We start from the raw sequence: 20,797 nt of genomic DNA, 5'->3' as shown, positions 1-20,797 counted from the left end.
TCATGGCAGTAAAGATTCTCTGGTACCTCACCAGCCCCGATGGCCCGTATCCATGGGAAGAAAAGGGTCGCTGGGTGACTGATTTCTCCCACCTCAAGCAACTGGCGGTGACCGCTGACCGTCTTGGCTATTACGGCTCGCTGCTGGGCTCCAGCCCCAACGAAAGCCTGACCGTGGCGGCCTCGCTGATCGACGCCACCGAGCGCCTGCGTTTCCTGGTGGCGCAGCATCCGGGCGAAGTCTCGCCGGCGGTGTTGGCCAAGTGGGCGCTGACGTTCGACGAATTCTCCGGTGGTCGCCTGCTGTTCAACGTGGTCAACGGCAGTGACGCCGGTCTGGCGACCCTCGGCGTGCATTACCCGCACGACGAACGCTACCAGTTCAGCCTGGAATACTGGCGCGCCTTCCAGACCATCTACGCCGGCGGCACCGAGGGCTTCGACGGTCAGTACGTCAAGCTGGCACCGCGTCCGGCTGCGGCGGCGCGTCATCCGCTGGGTGGCTGGCATCCGCCGAAACGCCTGGCGGTGCCGCTGTGGGGCGCCGGCACCTCGGGTCCGGGTGTGGCTCACTCGGTGCAACTGCTCGACGTCTACCTGAGCTTTGCCGACACCCCACCGAAGCTGGGCGACAAGTTCCGCCGCGTCGGTGCCGAAGCGGCCAAGCTCGGCCGCGAGCTGAGCTACGGCACGCGCTTCCAGATCATCGTCCGTGAAACCGAGGAAGAAGCCTGGGCCCATGCCCAGAAGCTGTTGGACAACACCTCGCTGGCGACCACCCGCGCCGCCCTCGAACGGCAACTGCCGGCGGGCCAGACGCTGGACAGCTTCCACAGCGACGACCCGCGTATCGAAGCCAACCTGCAAGCGATCCGCGAAGGCCGTCTGCCCAAGGCTCGCGACCTGGAGATCTACCCCAACGTCTGGACCGGGCCGAGCCTGTTCGGCTTCAACCTGCTGGGGCCGGCTGCCGGTACGTACCTGGTGGGCAGTGCCGAGCAGGTCGCCGAGCGGATTCGCGAATACGAAGCCCAGGGCACCAGCGCCTTCATCCTCTCCGGCTTCCCGCTGATCGATGAAGCGCACCGGGTCGCCGACCTGCTGTTCCCCTTGCTCGACCTGGACCACGGCTTCGAGGTCCCGCGCCTCAACGCCCGCACCATCGCTGAAACGGCCGCCCAACCGGCCTGAGGAATGACCCATGCCCAACGAATTTTCCCGCCGGATCTTCCTCGGCAACAGCCTGACCATCGGTGGCGGCCTGATCCTCGGCTCCAGCCTGCTGACCGGCTGCGGTGGCGGTGAACCCGCCGCCGTGGCCGGCGCCAAGGCCATCGCCAGCACCCCGGTGCGGGGCGGACGGCTGCGCGTCGGCATCATCGACGGCGACCAGGCCGGCAACCTCGACGCGCACAAGCCGTCTGGCGGCGGGATCATTCGCGGCTGGGCGCTGTACAGCAAGTTCTGGGAATGGAACGACGACGTCAGCACCCGCCTGGGCCTGGCCGAGTTCGCCGAACCCAACGCCGACGCCACGGCCTGGACTATCCGCATCCGTCCGGGCCTGGAGTTCCACCACGGCAAGACCATCACCTCCGATGACATGCTGTTCTCGATCCTGCGCCTGACCGACCCGAAACTGGCCTCGCCCTATGCCGGGCTGGTTGGCGCCATCGACCGCCAGGCCCTGCGCAAGCTGGACGACCGCACCATCGAGATCCGCTTCAAGGAAGGCCGCAGTTTCTTCCCGCTGGACGAAACCCTGATCGCTTTCGGCGGCATCGTGCCGACCGACTACGACCCGAACAATCCGGTGGGCGCCGGGCCGTATCGCCTGAAGCGCTTCGTGCCGGGCCAGCGTGCGCTCTTCACCCGTTTTGAAAACTACTTCAAGCCCAACCAGCCTTACGCTGACGAGCTGGAAATCATCGAATTCAAGGACCAGGTGTCGCGGGTCGCGGCCCTGCGGGCCGGGCAGATCGACGTCGCCAGCGGCGTGCAGGCCGAGCACAGCGCCTTGCTCAAGGCCGACCCGCGCTTGCAACTGGTGGTCTCGCCGACCACCTCGTTCACCGGCTTCAACCTCAATACCGCCAAGGCGCCATTCCAGGACGAGCGCGTGCGTCAGGCCTTCCGCCTGCTGGCCGACCGCCAGGAACTGGTAGACCGCGGCCTCAACGGTTTCGGCCGGGTCGCCAACGACCTGTATTCGCCCAACGATCCGACCTACAACCATGCCATCGCCCAGCGCCCTTACGACCTGGAACAGGCCCGTTCGCTGTTGCGCCAGGCCGGCGTCAGCGACCTGCGCCTGGAACTGACTACCACCGCCAACGAGGTCAACGCCGCGCTGGTGTTCGCCCAGCAGGCGAAAAAAGCCGGTGTGGAAATCAAGGTCACGCCGGTGGACGGCTCGGTGTTCAACGGCCCGCAGAAAGAGCAATGGCTGATGTCGCCGGGCTCCACGCCGGCCCGCGGCTTCCTCGCCACCGGCTTGCACAACGATGCACCGCTGGCGATCTACAACCGCAGCAACTTCCGCGACGAGCGTTTCTCGCAATTGTTCACCCAGGCCCTCGGCCAGCCGGACCTGGCCAAGCGCCGCGAGCTGGTACACGAAGCGCAGACCATCCAGCACCAGCGCGGCGGCCTGCTGATCTGGGGCTTCAGTGACGTGCTCGACGCCGCTTCGAACAAGGTCGGCGGCCTGCACGGCGAACAGACCACCTTCGCCTCCTGGCGCTTTGACAGCCTGTGGTTGAACCATGCCTGATCGCCTGAAAACTCCCCGTTTGCCGGCCTGGCTGCCGTGGTTCATCGGCCGCCTCGGTTATGGCCTGCTCACCGCCTGGGTCATCAGCCTGGTGGTGTTCCTCGCCACCCAGGCGCTGCCGTCGGACCCGGCGCGGGTCATCCTCGGGCCCGACGCGCCGCTGGAAAGTATCCTCACCCTGCGCCAGCAACTGGGCCTCGACCGGCCGATCCTGCTGCAGTACCTGAGCTGGCTGGCCCAGTTGCTGCGCGGCGACCTCGGCGTGTCGCTGGACTCGGCGCAGCCGGTGGCGACTATCCTCTTCGACCGCTTCGGCAACACCCTGGCGTTGCTGCTCGGGGTGTTGCTGCTGGTGCTGCCGCTGGCGCTGGTGATCGGCGTCGGCCTGGCGCTGCGCCGTGACAGCCGCCTGGACCGTTGGGGCCTGGCGGCATTGATCGTGCTCAAGGCCACCCCCGGTTATTTGCTGGCCATCGGCCTGGTGCTGCTGTTCTCCATGCCGCACTTCGACTTGCTGCCTGCGGTGTCGCTGGTCGACCCGGACCGGCCGTTGTGGCGGCAACTGCATTACCTGGCGCTGCCGGTGATTGCCCTGAGCCTGACGGCGCTGCCGTACCTGGCGCGGCTGGTGCGCTCGTCGATGATCGAAACGCTGGATTCCGACTTCGTCGGCGCCGCCCGCCTGCGCGGTGTGCCGGAGCGGCGCATCGTCTGGCGGCACGCCTTGCCGAATGCGCTGGTGCCGGCGATTCAGGGCGTGGCATTGACCCTGCGCGTGCTGATCGGCGGCGCGCTGCTGGCGGAAGTGGTGTTCAGCTACCCCGGCATCGGCACCTTGCTCAACAGCGCGATCCAGATGCGTGACCTGCCGTTGATCCAGGGCGTGGTGCTGGTGATCACCCTCGGCGTGGTGCTGATCAACTTGCTGGCTGACCTGCTGACCGTCTTGCTGACCCCGAAACTGCGTACCGCACGCCGCCCCGGACTGATCGCCCGCAATCGCCGCGGCATCCAGAGCTGGTGGCGGCGTCCGGCGGCGAAAGCCCCTTGAAAGGAGTAGAGCATGTTCACTGCACGATTCTGGCGTGAGCCGAGCATTCGCCGCGGCGCCCTGGTGACCCTGGCGGTGGTGCTGCTGGCGCTGTTCGGCCCGTGGCTGGCGCCCCATGCGCCGACCGATATGCTCGGCGGCGTGTACGGCGCACCTACGGCCGCTGCGCCGCTGGGCCACGATTTCCTTGGCCACGACGTGCTGTCGCGCCTGCTGGCCGGCGGCCTGTCGATTCTCTGGATGTCCCTGGCTGCGGCCGGGCTGGCGCTGGTGGTGGGCAGCGTGCTGGGCATGCTCGCCGGCCTCTCCCGGCAGCGCCTGGATCAGGTCATCACCTGGCTGGCGGATGTCTGGCTGGCGTTCCCCGACCTGATTCTGGTGTTGCTGATCGTCTCCATGCTGGGGCGCGCGCCGTGGCTGATCGTCCTCACCGTGGCTATCGCGTTTACTCCCGGGGTGATTCGCCTGGCCCGCGGCAGCGCGGTGTCGGTGGCCAGCCAGGAGTTTGTCGAGGCGGCGCAGATGATGGGTTTTTCCCGGACCCGCATTCTCTTGCGCGAGATCCTGCCCAATGTCCTGACACCGCTGCTGGTGCACTTCGGCAACATGCTCACCTGGGGCATCGGCATGCTCTCGGGCCTGAGTTTCCTTGGCTACGGCGTCGCCCCACCGGCGGCGGACTGGGGCCTGATGATCAATGAAAACCAGGCGGGCCTGCTGGTCCAGCCCTGGGCCGTGCTGGCCCCGGCGCTGCTGATCGCGGTGTTCGCCTATGGCACCAACTTGCTGGCCGAAGGCATTGCCCGGTACAGCGCGGGAGCGCGCTCATGAATGCATTCGTCCTGTCCGAGCCGGTGCAGACCGGCGCCAGCGCCGACGAGGCCCGCGTGGCGGCCTTGCACGTCGAGGGCCTGCGGGTCGACCTCGACAACGGCAGCGATGTGATCGACCACATCGACTTCAGCCTGGAACCTGGGGAAATCCTCGGTCTGGTGGGTGAGTCGGGCTCCGGCAAGACCACCCTCGCCACCGCCTTGCTCGCCCACGCCCGTCGCGGCGCACGCATCAGCGGCGGACGGGTGCGGGTCGCTGGCACCGACTTCCTTGCCCTCGACGGCGAGGGCTTGCGCCGTGCCCGTGGCGGGCTGATCGGCTACGTCGCCCAGGACCCGGCGCTGGCCCTGAACCCGGCGATCCGCATTGGCAAACTGCTGCTGGAAACCCTGCGTGCCCACGAGCCGACGCTGGGCGTTGATGCCTGGGAGCAACGCCTGCAACAGACCCTGGTGGATGTCGGCCTGCCGGGCGATCGCGAGTTTCTCCGGCGCTTCGCCCATCAACTGTCCGGTGGCCAGCAACAGCGGGTGATGCTGGCGCTGGCGTTCATTCTGCGGCCGAAACTGATCGTGCTCGACGAACCGACCACCGCGCTGGACGTCGGCACCCGCGCGCACATCCTGCAAACCGTGCGGCGGCTGTGCAAGGAACAGGGCGTGGCGGCGGTGTACGTGTCCCACGACCTGGGCGTGATCAAGGACCTGGTGGACCGGGTAATGGTCATGTACGCCGGGCGCATCGTCGAAGTCGCCAGCCGCGAACGGCTGTTTGCCCGGCCTGGCCATCCGTACACCCTCGGGTTGCTCGCGGCGATTCCGGAAGTCGGCCGCCAGCGTGTGCTGCGCGCCATCGCCGGGCATGCACCGGCGCCGGGGCAGCGTCCGCGCGGTTGCGCCTTCGCGGCCCGCTGCGAGCGACGCACTGCCGCGTGCGAGGGAGCGGAACCTTCGTTGCAAGCGTTGGACGGCACCCAGCAGGTGGCGTGCCTGCACCCGCAACTGAGCGTGCTGCCAGAGGCGGAAAGCGCTGCGCCACGGCTGTTTGTCGAAGGGCGTACCCCGTTGCTGGAACTGCGCGAACTCAACCTGACCTATGACCGCCAGGTGCTGTTCGATCTGGATGTGCAGGTGTACCGCGGCGAATGCCTGGCGGTGGTCGGCGAGTCCGGCTCGGGCAAGACCAGCCTGGCGCGGACCCTGGCCGGCCTTGGCGACAACGCCACCGGCAGCCTGAATTTCGATGGCCAGCCGCTGAGCCTGCTGGCCCGCCAGCGTCCTGCGGCGACGCGGCACCGGATCCAGTACATCTTCCAGAACCCGTACCGCGCGCTGAACCCGCGCCAGACCGTCGCCCAGTGCCTGCAAGCGCCGCTGGAGCACTTCTTTGGCCTAAAGGGCGCCGCCTGCCGGGCCCGCATCGATGCCGCGCTGACGCGGGTGGCATTACCGCTGGAAACCGCGAACAAGTACCCGCATCACCTGTCTGGCGGCGAGCGCCAGCGCGTGGCGATTGCGCGGGCACTGGTCTGCGAGCCTGAAGTGCTGATCTGCGACGAAGTCACCTCGGCCCTGGACGTTTCGGTACAGGCCGCAATCCTCGCGCTGCTGCGCGAATTGCAGGAGGAGGGCATGACCCTGGTGTTCGTCACCCACGACCTTGGCGTGGTGCGGGCGATTGCCGACCGCATCGTGGTGGTCAAGGACGGCCGGATCATCGAGGCCGGTGCCAGTAGCGAAGTGCTGGACCGGCCGCAGACGGCCTATGTGAAGGGGTTGGTGGAACAGGCGATGTTTTTGCGGTAGGCCCGTTTGCAGTGGTGTCGTTGATGACCTCATCGCTGCGGCTCGGCGCTCCGGCAAGCCAGCGTCTACCGGCAAGCCAGAGTTGTGCCGGACTCAGTTCGGCTCAGAGGTCATACCGCACACTCAAGGTCACCGTCCGCGGGTCGTTTACCGAGTAATACGCGGTACTGCTCGCCGCCGAATACGCGATGCTCTGCGGGTACGCGCGGTTGAGCAGGTTTTTCACCCCGAGGGTGGTGGTCCAATGCCCGTCGCCGCTGCTGTAGCTGGTGTTGGCGTTCCAGAAGCTCTGTTCCGGCACTTCATAGATCTCGCCATTGACCGCGTTGGCGAACGACTTGGTCTGGAACTGCCAGTCGGTGCCCGCCACCAGCGCGCCCGGCAGGTTCACCGGCACGGTCCAGTTCAGCCCCAGCGCCAGGTTCCAGCGCGGTGCGAAGACCATCCAGTTGCCGTCGGCATCGACACCCGGCCCGGCGGCGTTCTTGAAGTCGTCGTACTGGGCCTTGAGGAAACCAAGGTTGACCGTGGCAGTCAGGTCGCGGCTGAGCAGGGCGGTGTTTTCCAGCTCCACGCCGTAGCTGTGGGCGCTGCCGACGTTGGTCCGCAGGTTGGCGCTGATGGCAGGGTCCCAGGCGTTGGTCTGCAGGTCTTTGTAGTCGTTGTAGAACACCGCGATGTTGCTGCGCAGACGCCCGTCGAGGTAGTCGCCCTTGAGCCCGGTTTCGTAGGTGATGACGTTTTCCGGGTCGAAGCCCTGCAACGCGGCGAGGCGAGTCGGTGCGCGGTTGTCGAAGCCGCCGGCCTTGAAGCCCTTGGCGACGTAACCGTACTGGATCAGGTTGTCGGTCCAGGCGTATTCCAGACCGAGTTTCGGGCTGAACGAGGCCCAGCTTTCGCTGGTTTCAGCTTCGAAGTTCAGGCCGGTGATGTCCCGTGCCGTGGTGATGCGGTAGTTCTTGTACTCGAAGTTCTTGTGTTCGGCGGTGTAGCGCAGGCCGCCGGTGACGGACAGGCGCGAGGTCAGTTTGTAGGTGCCCTGGCCGTACAGCGCGTAGCTTTCGGTATCGGTGGTGCTGTACTGGCCGCTGGCGTTGACCCGGTCGGCGGCTACCGAATAGGTCAGGCTGTCGCGTTCGGCGCGGAAGCGTTCTTTGTACAGGAAGGCGCCGAGGGTGAAGTTGAAGCGCTCGTACTCGCCGTTGAGCTGGAATTCCTGGGTGGCGTAGCGCTGCTTGTAGTGGATCAGGTTGTTCTGCACCGGCGCGGCGTTGCCGCTGTTGGCCTCGCCGGAGTTGTCGTAGTCCACCGGCTGGTCGAAGGTCGACCAGGCCGTGACCGACTTGGCGCTCAACTGGTCATCGATGTGGTAGATCGAGCGCAGCACCGCGCTGCCTTGGTCGAGGCGGTTTTTCGGGTCGAGGCTACTGTAGGTCTTGAACTTGTCGAAGTGGCCGTTGGCCGGGTCGAACGGGGTGTAGCTGGTGGTATCGCCGCGGTCGAAGGTGCCGGCCAGGGTCAGTTGCGTGTCCCACGGCGAATCCACCGGGGCCAGGCGCAGCTTGCCGCGGTAGGACTGGATATCGACGTTGTTCACGTCCTTATCGCGGGTGCGGTTGCGCACGGTGCCGTCGCGGCTCAGGCGCACGGCGGAGAAGCTGCCGAACAGGGTGTCGTCCACCAACGGGCCGCTGATCAGCAGGCGGCCGTTGCGCGCATCGTAATTGCCGGCGCCCAGCTCGACGAAGGCACGGGTTTTCTGGTCCGGGTCGCGGGTGATCACGCGGATCGCCCCGGCCGCGCTGTTGCGCCCGTAGAGGGTGCCTTGCGGGCCACGCAGGACTTCGACGCGCTCGACATCGTTGAAGTCGAGCATCGAGGAAATCGCCCGCGGGATGTACAGGTCGTCGGCGTACACCGCCACCGCAGCTTCCTGGATCGGGTCGGTTTCGCCGATGCCACGGATGCCGTAGGTCTGCGCGCTGTAGGAGATCGACTGACGGTTGAGGGTCAGGTTCGGCACCCGCCCGGAGAGGTCGCGGATATTGTTGATCTGCTGGTCACGCAGGGTGTTCTCGTCGAAGGCGCTGATCGCCACCGGGGTTTTCTGCAGGTTTTCCTGACGGTGCTCGGCGGTCACGGTGACGCTCGGGAGGCGTTCTTCCTTGGGGGCGTCGGTGGCGGCGAAAGTGGTCAGGGGCAAGGACAAGAGCAACGGCGGGAGTGTGTGGCGCAAGGTGGAGCGGGGCATGGTGGGGGCTTCCTGGCTGTTTTTTTGGATTTCCTCCCTGAGTGGGGTCGGTCAGTTGGATGGGGGTGGGGGCCATCGCGAGCAAGCTCGCTCCTACGGGTGCAACGCATTTTCTCTGTAGGAACGAGCTTGCTCGCGATGGCCTTGAACATCACAAAAAATCAATGCTTGTAACCATCCCCCTCCCGATCCAGTTGCCGAATCAGCGCATCCCAGTGCCGCTGAATCCCCGGGTTGTTGCCATCGAGAAACGCCGCAGTCTGCTGCTTCACTTTCTCGATCGCCGCCTCAGGCGCGAACAGCAGGTCGGCATTGCCGCCCGCCTGCGCGGCGATCTGGATGTTGCAGGCGCGCTCCAGGCCATGCAGCTCGCGGAACGCGTGTTCGACACTGCTGCCACCGGTGAGCAGGCCATGGTTGCGCAGGATCAGGATATTGCTGGTGCCCAGGTGGGCAACCAGGCGCTCTTGCTCGTCCAGGTCCAGGGCCACGCCTTCGTAGGTGTGGTAAACGACCCGGCTGTAATAGGCCAGCGCATGTTGCGACAGCGGCAGCAGGCCATCGCGCTGCGCCGACACCGCCGCACCATCGCGGGTGTGGGTGTGCAGCACCGCCTTGAGGTCGGGGCGGGCGCGGTGGATGGCGCTGTGGATCACGTAGCCGGCCTGGTTGATGCCCAGCCCCAGCGGGTCGTCGATGATCGTGCCGTCGACATCAACCTTGACCAGGTTGGACGCGGTGATTTCATCGAACAGCAGGCCATAGGCATTGATCAGGAAGTGCTCTTCCGGACCGGGCACTCGCGCCGAGAAGTGCGTGTAGATGTGGTCGGTCCAGCGAAACAGCGCGGCCAGGCGGTAGGCGGCGGCGAGTTTGACCCGCACCTCCCATTCTTCGGCGCTGACCCGCTGGCGCACGCTATCGAGGTCGGAGGTAACGGTCAGAACGGAAACGGCAGTCATTGCAGTGCTCCCCACGCGCCAGGCGGCGCGTCAAGTTCATAGGTTCAGGTTTAGGTTCAGTAGCCGCGCTGGTGGTCCACCAGATTGCGCAGCGCTTCGCCCTGGTGGTAGCGGCGGAAGTTCTCGACGAAATCCTCGGCGAAACCGCGGATGCCCTCGGTGGAAATGGCGCAGGTGTGTGGCGAAATGAACACCCGCGGGTCGCTGTACAGCGGATGGCCGGCGGGCAGCGGCTCGGGCTCGGTGACGTCGAGGGTGGCGCGGCCGATCCAGCCGGCTTCCAGCCCTTCGAGCAAGGCTTGCTGGTCGAGCAGGCCGCCGCGAGCGATGTTGATCAGGTGCAGGCCGGGCTTGGCGCTGGCCAGCACGTCACGGTTGATCAGGCCACGGGTCTGGGCGGTGAGGGGCGCGGCGATGACCAGATGATCGGACTCGGCGAACAACTGGTGCAGGTCGGCCACCGCCTCGACTGGCACGCCGGCTTCCAGCGCCAGGCCCGGCCGGCCCAGGGCGATCACCCGCAGGCCCAGGGCGTGGCCCTTGGCGGCAAGGGCGCGACCGATGCTGCCCAGGCCGAGGATGCCGAGGGTCTTGCCGCGCACCGGTTGCAGCGGGGTGAAGCTCCAGTCGTCGTCCTTGACCCAGATGTTCGGCAACTGCTTGGCCGCCGAGAAAATCGCCGCCAGGGCGAACTCGGCGACCTGTTCGGCATTGCTGCCCTTGCCGCTGGTGACCGGCGGGCCCTGGAACAGCCAGTCGGGATAGAAGTCGATGCCCGACGACACCAGTTGCACCCAGCGCAGCGACCACGGCCAGCCCGCAGGCGGCTGGTCGACGCGACGGCCACGCACGTTGATCGGACGCACGATCAGCACATCGGCGCGCTCTGCGTTGAATTGATCCGGGGAGAGGTCCAGCACCCGGTGCTCGGGGAGTTGCTGGCGAATGAATTCGTTGGACTGCGGGTCCAGCTGGCTGGCGATCACGCTGATGGTGCTCATTGGCTTGCTTCCTCGCTGAGGGCCGCGCGGCCGGTGCCGTGGAACACCACGTCGTCCTGCGGGGTGTGAATGCGGCTGCACAGCACGTCGCGGTAGTGCCGCTCAAGCGGGTTATGGCGCGACAGGCCGGGATTGCCGGTGGCCTCGATGGCCAGTTCCACCGCCTGGATCGCGTTCTGCGTCACCAGTTGCTTGAGCTGGCCGGCGTTCTTCGGCTCGACCAGGCCGGCGGCGGCAGAGTCCAGCAGATTACGGTTGGCGAACAGCAGGGTGTCGATGCGCCCGACCCGCTCCTGGAAGCGCGGCAGGCTGGCCAGCGACTGGCCGAGGTTGGACGGCACCCGCTCGCGCAGGAAGGTCACCAGCCAATCGCGCGCGGCCTGGGCCACCGCGTCGTAGATGCTCGACAGCAACACCGCCATCCACACCAGGCCTTCGCCGTCCAGCTCCGGGCGCGGCGCGCTGGCCGGGCTGACTGCGACGGCGTGATCGAGGGGCAGCAGCACGTTGTCGAACTCGACGCGGTGGCTGCAGGTGGCGCGCATGCCGAGGTGGTCCCATTCATCGACGATGCGGATGCCCGGCGTGTCCTTGTGCACCAGGAAGCCGCCCACCAGCGGGTCGGCATCGTCGCTGCGGCCCCACACCAGATACCACTCCAGGCCATGGCTGCCGGTGGAATACAGCTTGGTGCCGGACAGCCGCCAGCCTTCGGCAGTACGCCGGGCGATGGTCGCCGGCAGGCCGCCGCGGGCCGGGGTGCCCAGTTCCGGTTCGACGCGGAAGGCGTTGATCAGCGCGCCGTTCTCCACGGCCTCGCGAGCCAGTCGCTCGCGCAGGTGGGCCGGCCAGCGCTGGTCGTCCTGCAGGCGGAAGTGCTGCAGGTACTGCATCACCAGAATCAGCGCGGTGGACGGCTCGCCCTTGGCCACTGCGGCAATCACCTTGCGTGCGCTGGGCAGGTCGGCGCCTCCGCCACCCAGCGCCTTCGGCACGGTCAGGCCGAGCAGGCCATGGCGTTGCAGCAGGGCGAAGTTGGCGGCGGGGAAGGCACCACTGCGGTCGTAGTCGGCGGCACTGGCCGCCAGTTCGCGGGTGATGGTCGAAAGAACGACCGGGTCCAGGCCGGACGGGGCACTGTCCGACAAGGTCGGCCGGTGCAGCGGGACAGCAGTGGCGGAAGACTGGCTCATCAGGCACTCATCGCATAAGACGCACGGGAGGCGCCCCGTGGGAGCGCCGTTGTCCCCGCCCAGGACAGCGGATCCATGCCAGCGGGGCTTATGACCGTATGCTCGGTGTAATGCGCTGTAAAATTCTTTCTGGTTCTAAGCTAATCACAAGATTGAAAAATTGTTCGCATATTAGGTTATGACCAAAATGCATTTCACTGATTATCTAGGTGCCGGTACAGTGCACCGACATTCGCGACCGACGGATGGAACCCAGAACCTGACAACAGGCTGTTGTCCAGCCTCCAAGGAGTGCCCGCGATGATCCCTTTCAAACGAATTCTGGCGCTTGGCGCCGCTGTGCTGCTGGCCGGCCAGGTGCTGGCCGCCGACCGCCTCGAACTGCGCATCGGCGACCAGAAAGGCAACATGCGCGCCCAACTGGAAGCCGCCGATGCCCTGCGCGATTTGCCCTATGACATCCGCTGGGCCGAGTTTCCCGCCGCCGCACCGCTGGCCGAGGCACTGAATGCCGGGGCGATCGACGCCGGCATCATCGGCGACGCGCCGCTGCTGTTCGCCTTGGCCTCCGGGGCGCAGGTCAAGGCCATCGCCGTGGACAAATCCGATGCCTACGGCACTGCAGTGCTGGTGGAACCGAAGTCGGCGCTGAAAACTGCCGCCGACCTCAAGGGCAAGCGCATCGCCACCGGGCGCGGCTCCATCGGCCACTATGTGGCGCTCAAGGCCCTGGCCAGCGCTGGTCTCACCGAGAAAGACGTGGAGTTCCGCTTCCTCGGCCCGGTGGACGCCAAGGTCGCCCTGGCCAACGGCTCGGTGGATGCCTGGGCCACCTGGGAACCCTACACCGCGCTGGCCGAGCTGAGCGGGCAGGGTCGGGTGCTGGTCAATGGCCGCGGCCTGTCCAGTGGCAACAGTTTCCTCGCCGCCACCGACAAGGCCCTGGCCGACCCGGCCCGCCGCGACGCCCTGCAGGATTACCTGACACGCCTGGCCAAGGCTCAGGACTGGGCCAACCACAACCTCGACAGCTATTCGAAAACCCTGGCGCAGATCATCGGCTTCCCGGTGGAGGCCGCGCGCCTGCAGTTCGAACGCCGGCAACTGCGCTGGCAGGCGGTGGACGCCAAGACCATCGGCGAGCAACAGGAAACCGCCGACTTCTACCAGGCCCACGCCCTGATCGCCGAACGCCTCGATGTGAAACCGACCTTTGCCAGCGGCTTCGTCCTGCCGGCCGCCGCCGCCCTGACCCAAACCCACTGAAACCGGAGCTTCCCGCATGATTCCATTCCAGCGTCTGTACCGGCTGGCCGCCGCCGTGGTGCTTGGCGCCAGTCTTGTCGGCACGGCCAGCGCCGAAGAAACCCTGCGCATCGGCTACCAGAAATCCTCGACCCTGCTGACCCTGCTCAAGGCCCAGGGCGATCTGGAAAAGCAATTGGCCGGGCAGGGCATCACCGTCTCCTGGCATGAATTCGCCAGTGGTCTTCCGCTGCTCGAAGCGCTCAACCTGGGCAACGTCGATGTCTCGGCGGACGTCGCCGACACCGTGCCGGTGTTCGCCCAGGCCGCCGGCGCCAAGCTGACCTACTTCGCCCGGGAAACCCCGTCGCCGCTGGCCCAGGCCATTCTGGTGCCGGCGGATTCGCCGCTGAAAAGCCTGGCCGACCTCAAGGGCAAGAAGATCGCCGTGACCAAGGCCGCCGGCAGCCACTACCTGTTGATCCAGGCCTTGGCCAAGGCTGGATTGAACTTCAGCGACATCCAGCCGGCCTACCTGATTCCGGCCGATGGCCGTGCCGCGTTCGAGAACCGCAAGGTGGATGCCTGGGTCACCTGGGACCCCTTCGTCGCCAGCGCCCAGCGTCAGCAACATGCGCGGGTCTTGAGCAATGGCGAGGGCCTTTCCAACTACCAGCGCTATTATCTGGCGTCCAGCGACTACGCCAAGGCCCACCCCGAGGTGCTCAACACCTTGTTTACCTCGCTGAGCAAGGCGGGCAAGTGGATCAAGGCCAACCCGACCGATGCCGCCAAGGTGCTCGGGCCGCTGTGGGGTAACCTGGATGTGGCCACGGTCGAGCAAGCCAATGGCCGACGCAGTTATGATGTGCAGCCGGTGCAGGCCGACAACCTCGCCGAGCAGCAGCAGATCGCCGATGTGTTCTTTACCCAGGGCCTGCTGCCACGCAAGATCGACGCCAGCGCCGTGGAGCTTTTCAAGCCCGCCGTGCAGCGCTGATACCGTCACCGATCCAGGGCCGCTGGCACCTCTCGGGGTGCCAGCGGCCTTCGCCGTTATCAACCAAGGAGTGATTCATGGAAAAGCGTCAACTGGGCAACAGCGGAATCGAAGTCAGCGCCATCGCCCTCGGCACCATGACCTGGGGCGAGCAGAACAGCGAGGCCGAAGCCTTCGAACAGATCCGCGTGGCCCGTGAGGCCGGGGTCAACTTCCTCGACACCGCCGAGATGTACCCGGTGCCGCCAATCGCCCGGACCTATGGCGAAACCGAGCGGATCATCGGCAACTACTTCGAGCGTTTCGGTGGCCGCGATCAGTGGGTACTGGCGAGCAAAGTGGCCGGCCCGCACCGTATCGAGCATATCCGTGCCGGCAATACCCGCCTCAACCGCGCCAACATCACTGCGGCGCTGGAAGAAAGCCTGAAGCGCCTGAAAACCGATTACCTGGACCTCTATCAACTGCACTGGCCGGATCGCCAGGCCAACTTCTTTGGTCAGCTTGGCTACGTGCACGACGCTGACGACAATGAAGCCGTCGCCATCGAAGACACCCTGGAAGTGCTGGCCGACCTGGTGGCCTCGGGCAAGGTGCGCCAGATCGGTCTGTCCAACGAGACGCCGTGGGGCGTGCAGCGTTTCCTGCACCTGGCCGAGATCCGTGGCTGGCCGCGCGTGGTGTCGATCCAGAACCCCTACAGCCTGCTGAACCGCAGCTACGAAGTGGGCCTGGCGGAGATTTCCATTCGTGAGCAGGTCGGCCTGCTGGCCTATTCGCCGCTGGCGTTTGGTGTGTTGTCGGGCAAATACCTGAACGGCGCGCAGCCGGCGAAATCGCGCCTGACCCTGTTCGATCGTTTCCAGCGCTACAACAACCCGCAAGTGGAGCGTGCGACTGCGGCCTATGTGGCATTGGCGCAGGAGCACGGCGTTGACCCGGCGCAACTGGCGCTGGCCTACGTCACCAGCCGGCCGTTTGTGACCAGCAATATTATTGGTGCTACCACCCTTGAGCAGTTGCACAGCAACCTGGGCAGCGTTGAGGTGAAGTTGACCGAAGAGTTGCTGCGCGGGATCGAAGCGATTCACGTCGAACAGCCGAACCCCGCGCCGTAGAAGAAATACGGCGCCCCCCCCCCTCCTGTAGGAGCGAGCTTGCTCGCGAAGGCATCGGTGAATTCACCGACGCATCGCGAGCAAGCTCGCTCCTACAGATAGACAGGCTGGCTCAGTGCACCTGTTCGACACTCCTTTTACGCGGCGCATGACCTTGCTCATGCGCCTCGTCGCTTTCCACGATCGGCACTTCCTTGCCATCGCAGTCAAACAGTTTGCCATCGCGGAAGAAGTCGCCATCGTTCAGGCCGGAGATGTCCGTGTAGCGCAAGGTGCGCTCACTGGCCGCGGCGAACACTGACTGATTGTCCGAATTGCCAGCCCGCAGGTGGTTGAACAGCAGGTTGAGCAGGATCGCCATGATCGCTGACGAGCTGATGCCGGAGTGGAAGATGGTTTCGACCCAGGCCGGGAAGTGGTGATAGAAGCTCGGCGCGGCGATCGGAATCATGCCGAAGCCGATCGAGGTGGCCACGATGATCAGGTTCATGTTGTTGCGATAGTCGACCTGCGCCAGGGTACGAATGCCGCTGGCGGCAACGGTGCCGAACAGCACCACGCCGGCACCCCCAAGGACTGCGGTAGGTACGGCGGCAACCAGTCGGCCCATCACCGGCAACAACCCCAGCACCACCAGAATCATCCCCGCATAGGCCACCACGTAGCGACTCTTGACGCCGGTCACCGCCACCAGGCCGACGTTCTGCGCAAAGGCGCTCTGGGTGAACGAGCCGAACAGCGGCGCCAGGGCGCTGGAAATCATGTCCGCACGCAGGCCGTTGCCGAGGCGTTTGGAGTCGACCTTGGTGTCGATGATTTCGCCGACGGCGAGAATGTCCGCCGAGGTCTCGACCATGGTCACGACGATCACGATCAGCATCGACAGGATGGCCGCGAGCTGAAATTCTGGAGCGCCCATCGGCAGGATGCCGGGCAGCGCAACCAGCGGACCGTCGAAGGCCTTGGAGAAATCAGCCATGCCAAAGGCCATCGCCACCAGGGTGCCGATAAGGATCGCCAGCAGAATCGACAGGCGCGAGAGGCTGGCGCTGCCCAGCTTGCTCAGCAGCAATACCGTGGCCAGGGTGAATGCCGCCAGGGAGATGTTGGCCGTGCTGCCGAAGTCGGCGGCCTGGCTGTTGCCACCCATGGCCCAGCGCGCCGTGACCGGCATCAGGGTCAGGCCGATCGTGGTGATGACGATCCCGGTGACCAGCGGCGGAAAGAACTTGATGATGCGCGAGAACACCGGCGTGATCAGCAGGCCGACGAACGACGACACCATCACCGCGCCGAACACCACTGACAAACCGCCAGTGCCGTTATTGCCGATGATGGCGACCATGGTCGCGACGCTGGCGAACGACACCCCTTGCACCAACGGCAGGCGACAGCCGAAGAAGGGGATGCCGAGGGTCTGCAGCAGGGTGGCCAGGCCACCGGCGAACAGCGACGCGGCAATCAGCAGGCCCACGTCGGTGGCGCTCAGGCCGGCAGCCTGGCCGATGATCAGCGGCACGGCGATCATGCCGCCATACATCGTCAGCACATGCTGAAGACCGTAGGCGAGGTTGGCGCCGACGCCGAGGTTCTCGTCTTCCGGGAGGGATGAAGCAGGAGAAGTCATGGTGAATAGCTCGCTTTTGTTTTTTTGATGCGTCTAACAGCACGGTCTCAGTCGCACGGGATGAATACGGTGAAGGCAAGGCAGCAGTGATCCGGCTGCTGCGCCGTTGCGGGCGCAGCGGCCGGGGTGGGTTATTCGCCGATGACCAACTGGCGGGCCAGTTGGTTGTGGCGTTCGAGTACCAGCGGCAGGTCGATGGTGGTGATGCGGCCATCCTTGACCACCACGCGGCCGTTGATGACGCTGGTGTGAACCTGGGTCGGCGTGCAGAACACCAGCGCCGCCAGCGGGTCGTGATGGGCGCCGGCGTAGGACACATGGCCGAGGTCGAAGGCCACGAAGTCGGCGATCATGCCCGGCGCCAGGGCGCCGATGTCATTGCGGTTGAGCACCTTGGCGCCGCCCAGCGTGGCGATTTCCAGCGCCTCGCGAGCGGTCATCGCATCCGGACCGAAACCGACGCGCTGCAGCAGCAGGGCCTGGCGCACTTCCCCGATCATGCTGGCGCCGTCGTTGGACGCCGAACCGTCGACCCCCAGGCCTACCGGCACGCCGTGGTCGCGCATCTTGCGGATCGGCGCGATGCCCGAGGCCAGGCGCATGTTCGAGCACGGGCAGTGAGCGACGCCGGTGCCGGTGCGGGCGAACAGCTCGATACCGTGCTGGTCGAGCTGCACGCAGTGGGCGTGCCAGACGTCATGGCCAACCCAGCCGAGGTCTTCGGCGTACTCGGCGGGGGTCATGCCGAATTTTTCGCGGCTGTAGGCGATGTCGTTGACGTTTTCCGCAAGGTGGGTGTGCAGCGACACCCCGTACTGGCGCGCCAGCACCGCCGCTTCGCGCATCAGGTCGCGGCTGACCGAGAACGGCGAGCAGGGCGCAACCACCACGCGCAGCATCGAGCCGTGGCTGGCGTCGTGGTAATCCTCGATCAGGCGTTGGGACTCCTTGAGGATGTCGCTTTCCTTCTCGACCACCGAATCAGGCGGCAGGCCGCCCTGGCTGCGGCCGACGCTCATGCTGCCGCGGGCGGCGTGGAAGCGCATGCCGATTTCCCCGGCGGCGTGGATGCTGTCGTCCAGCTTGCAGCCGTTGGGGTAGATGTACAGGTGGTCGCTGGAGGTGGTGCAGCCTGACAGAATCAGCTCGGCCATTGCGGTTTGAGTCGACACCGCGATCATTTCCGGCGTCAGCCGTGCCCAGATCGGATACAGGTTGGTCAGCCAGTTGAACAGCTCGCCGTCCTGCGCTGCCGGCACCACGCGGGTGAGGCTCTGGTACATGTGGTGGTGGGTGTTGACCAGGCCGGGGATGACCACCTTGCCGGTCATGTCCAGGATCACATCGGCGTGCTGCGGCAGCTCATCGCTGGGGCCGACCTGCTTGATCACGTTGTCCTCGATGTACAGGCCACCGCGTTTGATCTCGCGGCGCTCGCCGTCCATCGTCACTAGAAGTTCGGCGTTCTTGACCAATAAAGTCTTGGGCATGGGTGTTCCTCTCCTGTTGGGAGTCTTGTTTTCAACGGGAATGTGTACCGGCACCCGGTCAGCGACCCGAGCAAAGCCCGTGCCGCCCGGCGCTGTAGGGCGCTACGGCGTTGCCGGCGGGGTCGATCAGTGCACGAACGCACGCCTGGGCTCGGCGCAAGGAGAGATCCTTGGCGGGCTCAGGCGGTGGCGAAAGGTATTGGGTAACAGGTCCGGGCCGTCCTGCGAGTCGCGATTGGCCGTAGCCAAGGGGACGAGGAGGGGGACAGGGATGAACGACATTCGGAGATGACGCTCGAGGGGGGCGAGCAAGTGTCGGTGTTGCATGGCTAAGACCGTCGCAATACGCATCGGCGATTACCGATGTCGTAGGCGTGGATTAGTGTAAACAGGATTTTTTTATTTTGTATACAGGAAATCTGGTGCTGGGCGTTGGGAGCGGGGTTTCTGGGCTGGGCGGTCTGGTCTGACGCGTGTGGCTGATGCCAAGCGGGTTCGGCTACAGTGGGCCGTTCATGTTGTTGCCCGGATCAAGCCCTCGGCTCGGGTGACCCAGTGAATTGAAATGTTATGGAGAACGACTGCTCGTGCACACCCGACTCACCGAAACAAAAGACTGGATGCTCCTGAAGCACGTCCGTCTCGCCGCGCTTCTTGATGCACCCACCGCATTTGGCGTGAGTCACCAGACTGCTGCTGCCTACACCGACGAAGAGTGGCAGGCGCGTGCGTCTTCGCACGGAACGCAATTCTGGCTGGCGTTTGACGGCGACAAACCCATTGGCATGATTGGCGCTGCGATCAGTGATGCTGGGCGCTTTAACCTGATTGGCATGTGGGTCGCGCCTGCTGGGCGTGGTTCAGGAGCGGCGGGGCTGTTGGTCGAGGCGGTAAAGTCTCGGGCTCTGGAACGGGGGTATGAACGGGTCTTTCTGGACGTCTCGCCTGAGAACGCCAGGGCCGCGAATTTGTATTTTAAGCAGGGCTTTTCGTTTATCGATGAGTGGGAGCCTTTGCATAGTCATCCGCATATCGTGGTGCAGACGATGGTTTGGGTTGGTGATTGAAAGAAGTCAGCTATCAGCTTGGGCGAGGTGTTGTATTGCGATCGGTCAGAGTATTCCGAACGGGTTGAGGATGCAGTTGTGCCGCGAGTAAAGTGAGTCCCCATACATCAGAACAGAGACAGATTCGCATGGAAGCATCAGCCACGTTTTCCACTCGAGATTTCACCCCGACAGGCTTGTCGCCGGTGCCGGAAATTACCACCGCCTTGCCCGTGTCCGTCAGCACCATGGAGAAAACCTATTCGGGCGACATAAGCGGGACGTCCTCCACAGTCTTTACCGCCGCCTTCGATCCAACGACCAGAACGGGCAGCTACATAGCGCTCGAAAGTTTCGATGGAACTGTGAATGGTCGGCAGGGGACGTTCAATTTCATTCATTCCGCGTCCACTACGGGCACCAATCGCGCAGATGAGTTTTTCAGCATAGTTGCTGGTAGTGGGACAGGGGATCTGCAAGGGATATCGGGGACGGGCGGGATTAAGGTCGATGCTGATGGTACGCATCGTATTTGGTTGGATTATCAGCTTGGATAGTGCTGCGAATAATGTTGGGTGTTGGTTTTTCAGGTGAGGTTTTACGTTCTGTCTCACGCTATGAAACTTGCACCTTGTCTTCTTCCCGCTTGAGATAGCCCCATGTCAACCGATCCACTCTGCCTTGTTTGTATACCTGCCCTCGTCGTCCTGCTCAAGGCGGCGGAAAATCGAAAAGGTTCACCGCTCAATGAGGAGGAAGTGCTTGAGATTCGCGATAACGCTACTTGTATAGCAGTGCCCGTGAGTGCCGCGTTCGCGATGGAAGAAGAACGCGGTTATCCAGACATTGCACCAGAGAATTGTTGGAGTGAGTGGCAGCAAGCCCGCTTATCGGTCTAGAAGGTTCTTCGGTTGGGCTCGCAATCAGAAAGATTGACTGGAAAAGGGGAAAAGCAAGGGGGAAGGGGCCGGGAAGAGGGGACGGATTTTTTCGGTCCCCTTTTCCGACACTGGCGTTCGGTTTCTCCGAATTTCAGACAGAGCCTGGGATATATCATCCTGTGGGTTAGTTTTCTGCTCCGAGAGCATTGTCTATTGCTGTATTTGCGTCCCATAGTTCTTTGGCTGCGACTTGGACGGTTTGCGTGTCTACTGCTGCTTTAGTTGCTGCAATGGCTTGAATGATCTCTTTAATTGCTTCTTTTACTAGGTTGGAGGGTATTGGTGTGAAATCCCTGCTCCAAGCTTTCCCAAGATCAGAGTTTAAATAAATTATCGCAGTCATAAAGACGCTTCGATCGTCGTCGGTCAATCTGCCATCTTTTGCTTTTGCGTTGCAGGCTTGATGGAGCTGGAAGAGAGCGTTTACAAAGTCATCTCTTTCTTTAGTAGTGGTCATTTTT

18 protein-coding genes are annotated in these 20,797 nt (G+C 64.5%); 11 read left to right on the top strand and 7 right to left on the bottom strand.

Annotated features, from left to right (window positions below; genetic code table 11):
- Positions 1-2 precede the first annotated feature (2 nt).
- The 5 genes from DM374_RS14440 to DM374_RS14420 are packed head-to-tail and all read left to right on the top strand — an operon-like array spanning position 3 to position 6,462.
- Positions 3-1,190, top strand: coding sequence for an LLM class flavin-dependent oxidoreductase (locus DM374_RS14440; protein WP_110970449.1), 1,188 nt, complete (start codon positions 3-5; stop codon positions 1,188-1,190).
- 10 nt (positions 1,191-1,200) lie between these two features.
- A complete protein-coding gene (locus DM374_RS14435; RefSeq protein WP_110970448.1) occupies positions 1,201-2,772 on the top strand; it encodes an ABC transporter substrate-binding protein in 1,572 nt (523 codons plus the stop codon).
- Positions 2,765-3,823, top strand: coding sequence for an ABC transporter permease (locus tag DM374_RS14430; RefSeq protein ID WP_110970447.1), 1,059 nt, complete (start codon positions 2,765-2,767; stop codon positions 3,821-3,823). Before DM374_RS14435 ends, DM374_RS14430 begins: the two co-directional genes overlap by 8 nt.
- Before the next feature lie 12 nt (positions 3,824-3,835).
- Positions 3,836-4,654 (top strand): ABC transporter permease, encoded by an 819-nt coding sequence (locus tag DM374_RS14425; protein ID WP_110970446.1) that lies wholly within the window; start codon positions 3,836-3,838, stop codon positions 4,652-4,654.
- Complete coding sequence (locus tag DM374_RS14420; protein WP_110970445.1) at positions 4,651-6,462, top strand: dipeptide ABC transporter ATP-binding protein; 1,812 nt, start codon at positions 4,651-4,653, stop codon at positions 6,460-6,462. Before DM374_RS14425 ends, DM374_RS14420 begins: the two co-directional genes overlap by 4 nt.
- A 103-nt stretch (positions 6,463-6,565) precedes the next feature.
- Here DM374_RS14420 and DM374_RS14415 read toward each other — a convergent pair whose 3' ends face one another.
- From DM374_RS14415 to DM374_RS14400, 4 genes are all read right to left on the bottom strand, one after another.
- A complete protein-coding gene (locus DM374_RS14415; protein ID WP_110970444.1) occupies positions 6,566-8,713 on the bottom strand; it encodes a TonB-dependent receptor in 2,148 nt (715 codons plus the stop codon).
- Positions 8,714-8,874: 161 nt separating this feature from the next.
- Positions 8,875-9,675, bottom strand: coding sequence for a class II aldolase/adducin family protein (locus DM374_RS14410; protein ID WP_110970443.1), 801 nt, complete (start codon positions 9,673-9,675; stop codon positions 8,875-8,877).
- A gap of 56 nt (positions 9,676-9,731) precedes the next feature.
- Positions 9,732-10,676, bottom strand: coding sequence for a D-isomer specific 2-hydroxyacid dehydrogenase family protein (locus tag DM374_RS14405; RefSeq protein WP_110970442.1), 945 nt, complete (start codon positions 10,674-10,676; stop codon positions 9,732-9,734).
- Positions 10,673-11,869 (bottom strand): acyl-CoA dehydrogenase family protein, encoded by a 1,197-nt coding sequence (locus tag DM374_RS14400; protein WP_225422505.1) that lies wholly within the window; start codon positions 11,867-11,869, stop codon positions 10,673-10,675. Before DM374_RS14400 ends, DM374_RS14405 begins: the two co-directional genes overlap by 4 nt.
- A gap of 300 nt (positions 11,870-12,169) precedes the next feature.
- On the opposite strand from DM374_RS14400, the gene DM374_RS14395 reads away from it, so the two are divergent.
- The 3 genes from DM374_RS14395 to DM374_RS14385 all read left to right on the top strand — a co-directional run bounded on the left by DM374_RS14395 (position 12,170) and on the right by DM374_RS14385 (position 15,232).
- Positions 12,170-13,135 carry an ABC transporter substrate-binding protein gene (locus tag DM374_RS14395; protein ID WP_110970441.1) on the top strand — a complete coding sequence of 322 codons (966 nt, stop codon included), beginning with the start codon at positions 12,170-12,172 and terminating at the stop codon, positions 13,133-13,135.
- A 16-nt stretch (positions 13,136-13,151) separates the two neighbouring features.
- Positions 13,152-14,114, top strand: a complete 963-nt coding sequence (locus tag DM374_RS14390; RefSeq protein ID WP_110970440.1) for an aliphatic sulfonate ABC transporter substrate-binding protein — start codon at positions 13,152-13,154, stop codon at positions 14,112-14,114.
- 77 nt (positions 14,115-14,191) lie between these two features.
- Positions 14,192-15,232: an NADP(H)-dependent aldo-keto reductase gene (locus tag DM374_RS14385; protein WP_110970439.1), complete on the top strand. Its 1,041-nt coding sequence runs from the start codon at positions 14,192-14,194 to the stop codon at positions 15,230-15,232.
- 112 nt (positions 15,233-15,344) lie between these two features.
- Here DM374_RS14385 and DM374_RS14380 read toward each other — a convergent pair whose 3' ends face one another.
- Positions 15,345-16,859 (bottom strand): nucleobase:cation symporter-2 family protein, encoded by a 1,515-nt coding sequence (locus DM374_RS14380; protein WP_110970438.1) that lies wholly within the window; start codon positions 16,857-16,859, stop codon positions 15,345-15,347.
- Between the two features lie 131 nt (positions 16,860-16,990).
- Complete coding sequence (locus DM374_RS14375; RefSeq protein ID WP_095159649.1) at positions 16,991-18,349, bottom strand: 8-oxoguanine deaminase; 1,359 nt, start codon at positions 18,347-18,349, stop codon at positions 16,991-16,993.
- 587 nt (positions 18,350-18,936) lie between these two features.
- Here DM374_RS14375 and DM374_RS14370 point away from each other — a divergent pair.
- The 3 genes from DM374_RS14370 to DM374_RS33720 all read left to right on the top strand — a co-directional run bounded on the left by DM374_RS14370 (position 18,937) and on the right by DM374_RS33720 (position 20,294).
- Complete coding sequence (locus DM374_RS14370) at positions 18,937-19,416, top strand: GNAT family N-acetyltransferase (RefSeq protein ID WP_177431561.1); 480 nt, start codon at positions 18,937-18,939, stop codon at positions 19,414-19,416.
- Between the two features lie 128 nt (positions 19,417-19,544).
- Positions 19,545-19,952 carry a DUF3224 domain-containing protein gene (locus tag DM374_RS14365; RefSeq protein WP_110970437.1) on the top strand — a complete coding sequence of 136 codons (408 nt, stop codon included), beginning with the start codon at positions 19,545-19,547 and terminating at the stop codon, positions 19,950-19,952.
- Between the two features lie 102 nt (positions 19,953-20,054).
- Positions 20,055-20,294, top strand: a complete 240-nt coding sequence (locus tag DM374_RS33720; protein ID WP_110970436.1) for a hypothetical protein — start codon at positions 20,055-20,057, stop codon at positions 20,292-20,294.
- A 166-nt stretch (positions 20,295-20,460) separates the two neighbouring features.
- On the opposite strand, the gene DM374_RS33145 is transcribed toward DM374_RS33720, so the two are convergent.
- Complete coding sequence (locus tag DM374_RS33145; RefSeq protein ID WP_157969697.1) at positions 20,461-20,793, bottom strand: hypothetical protein; 333 nt, start codon at positions 20,791-20,793, stop codon at positions 20,461-20,463.
- Positions 20,794-20,797 lie beyond the last annotated feature (4 nt).

It is taken from the genome of Pseudomonas huaxiensis (assembly GCF_003231275.1).
Classification (GTDB): Bacteria; Pseudomonadota; Gammaproteobacteria; order Pseudomonadales; family Pseudomonadaceae; genus Aquipseudomonas; species Aquipseudomonas huaxiensis.
This window is presented reverse-complemented; position numbering and strand designations above follow the sequence as displayed.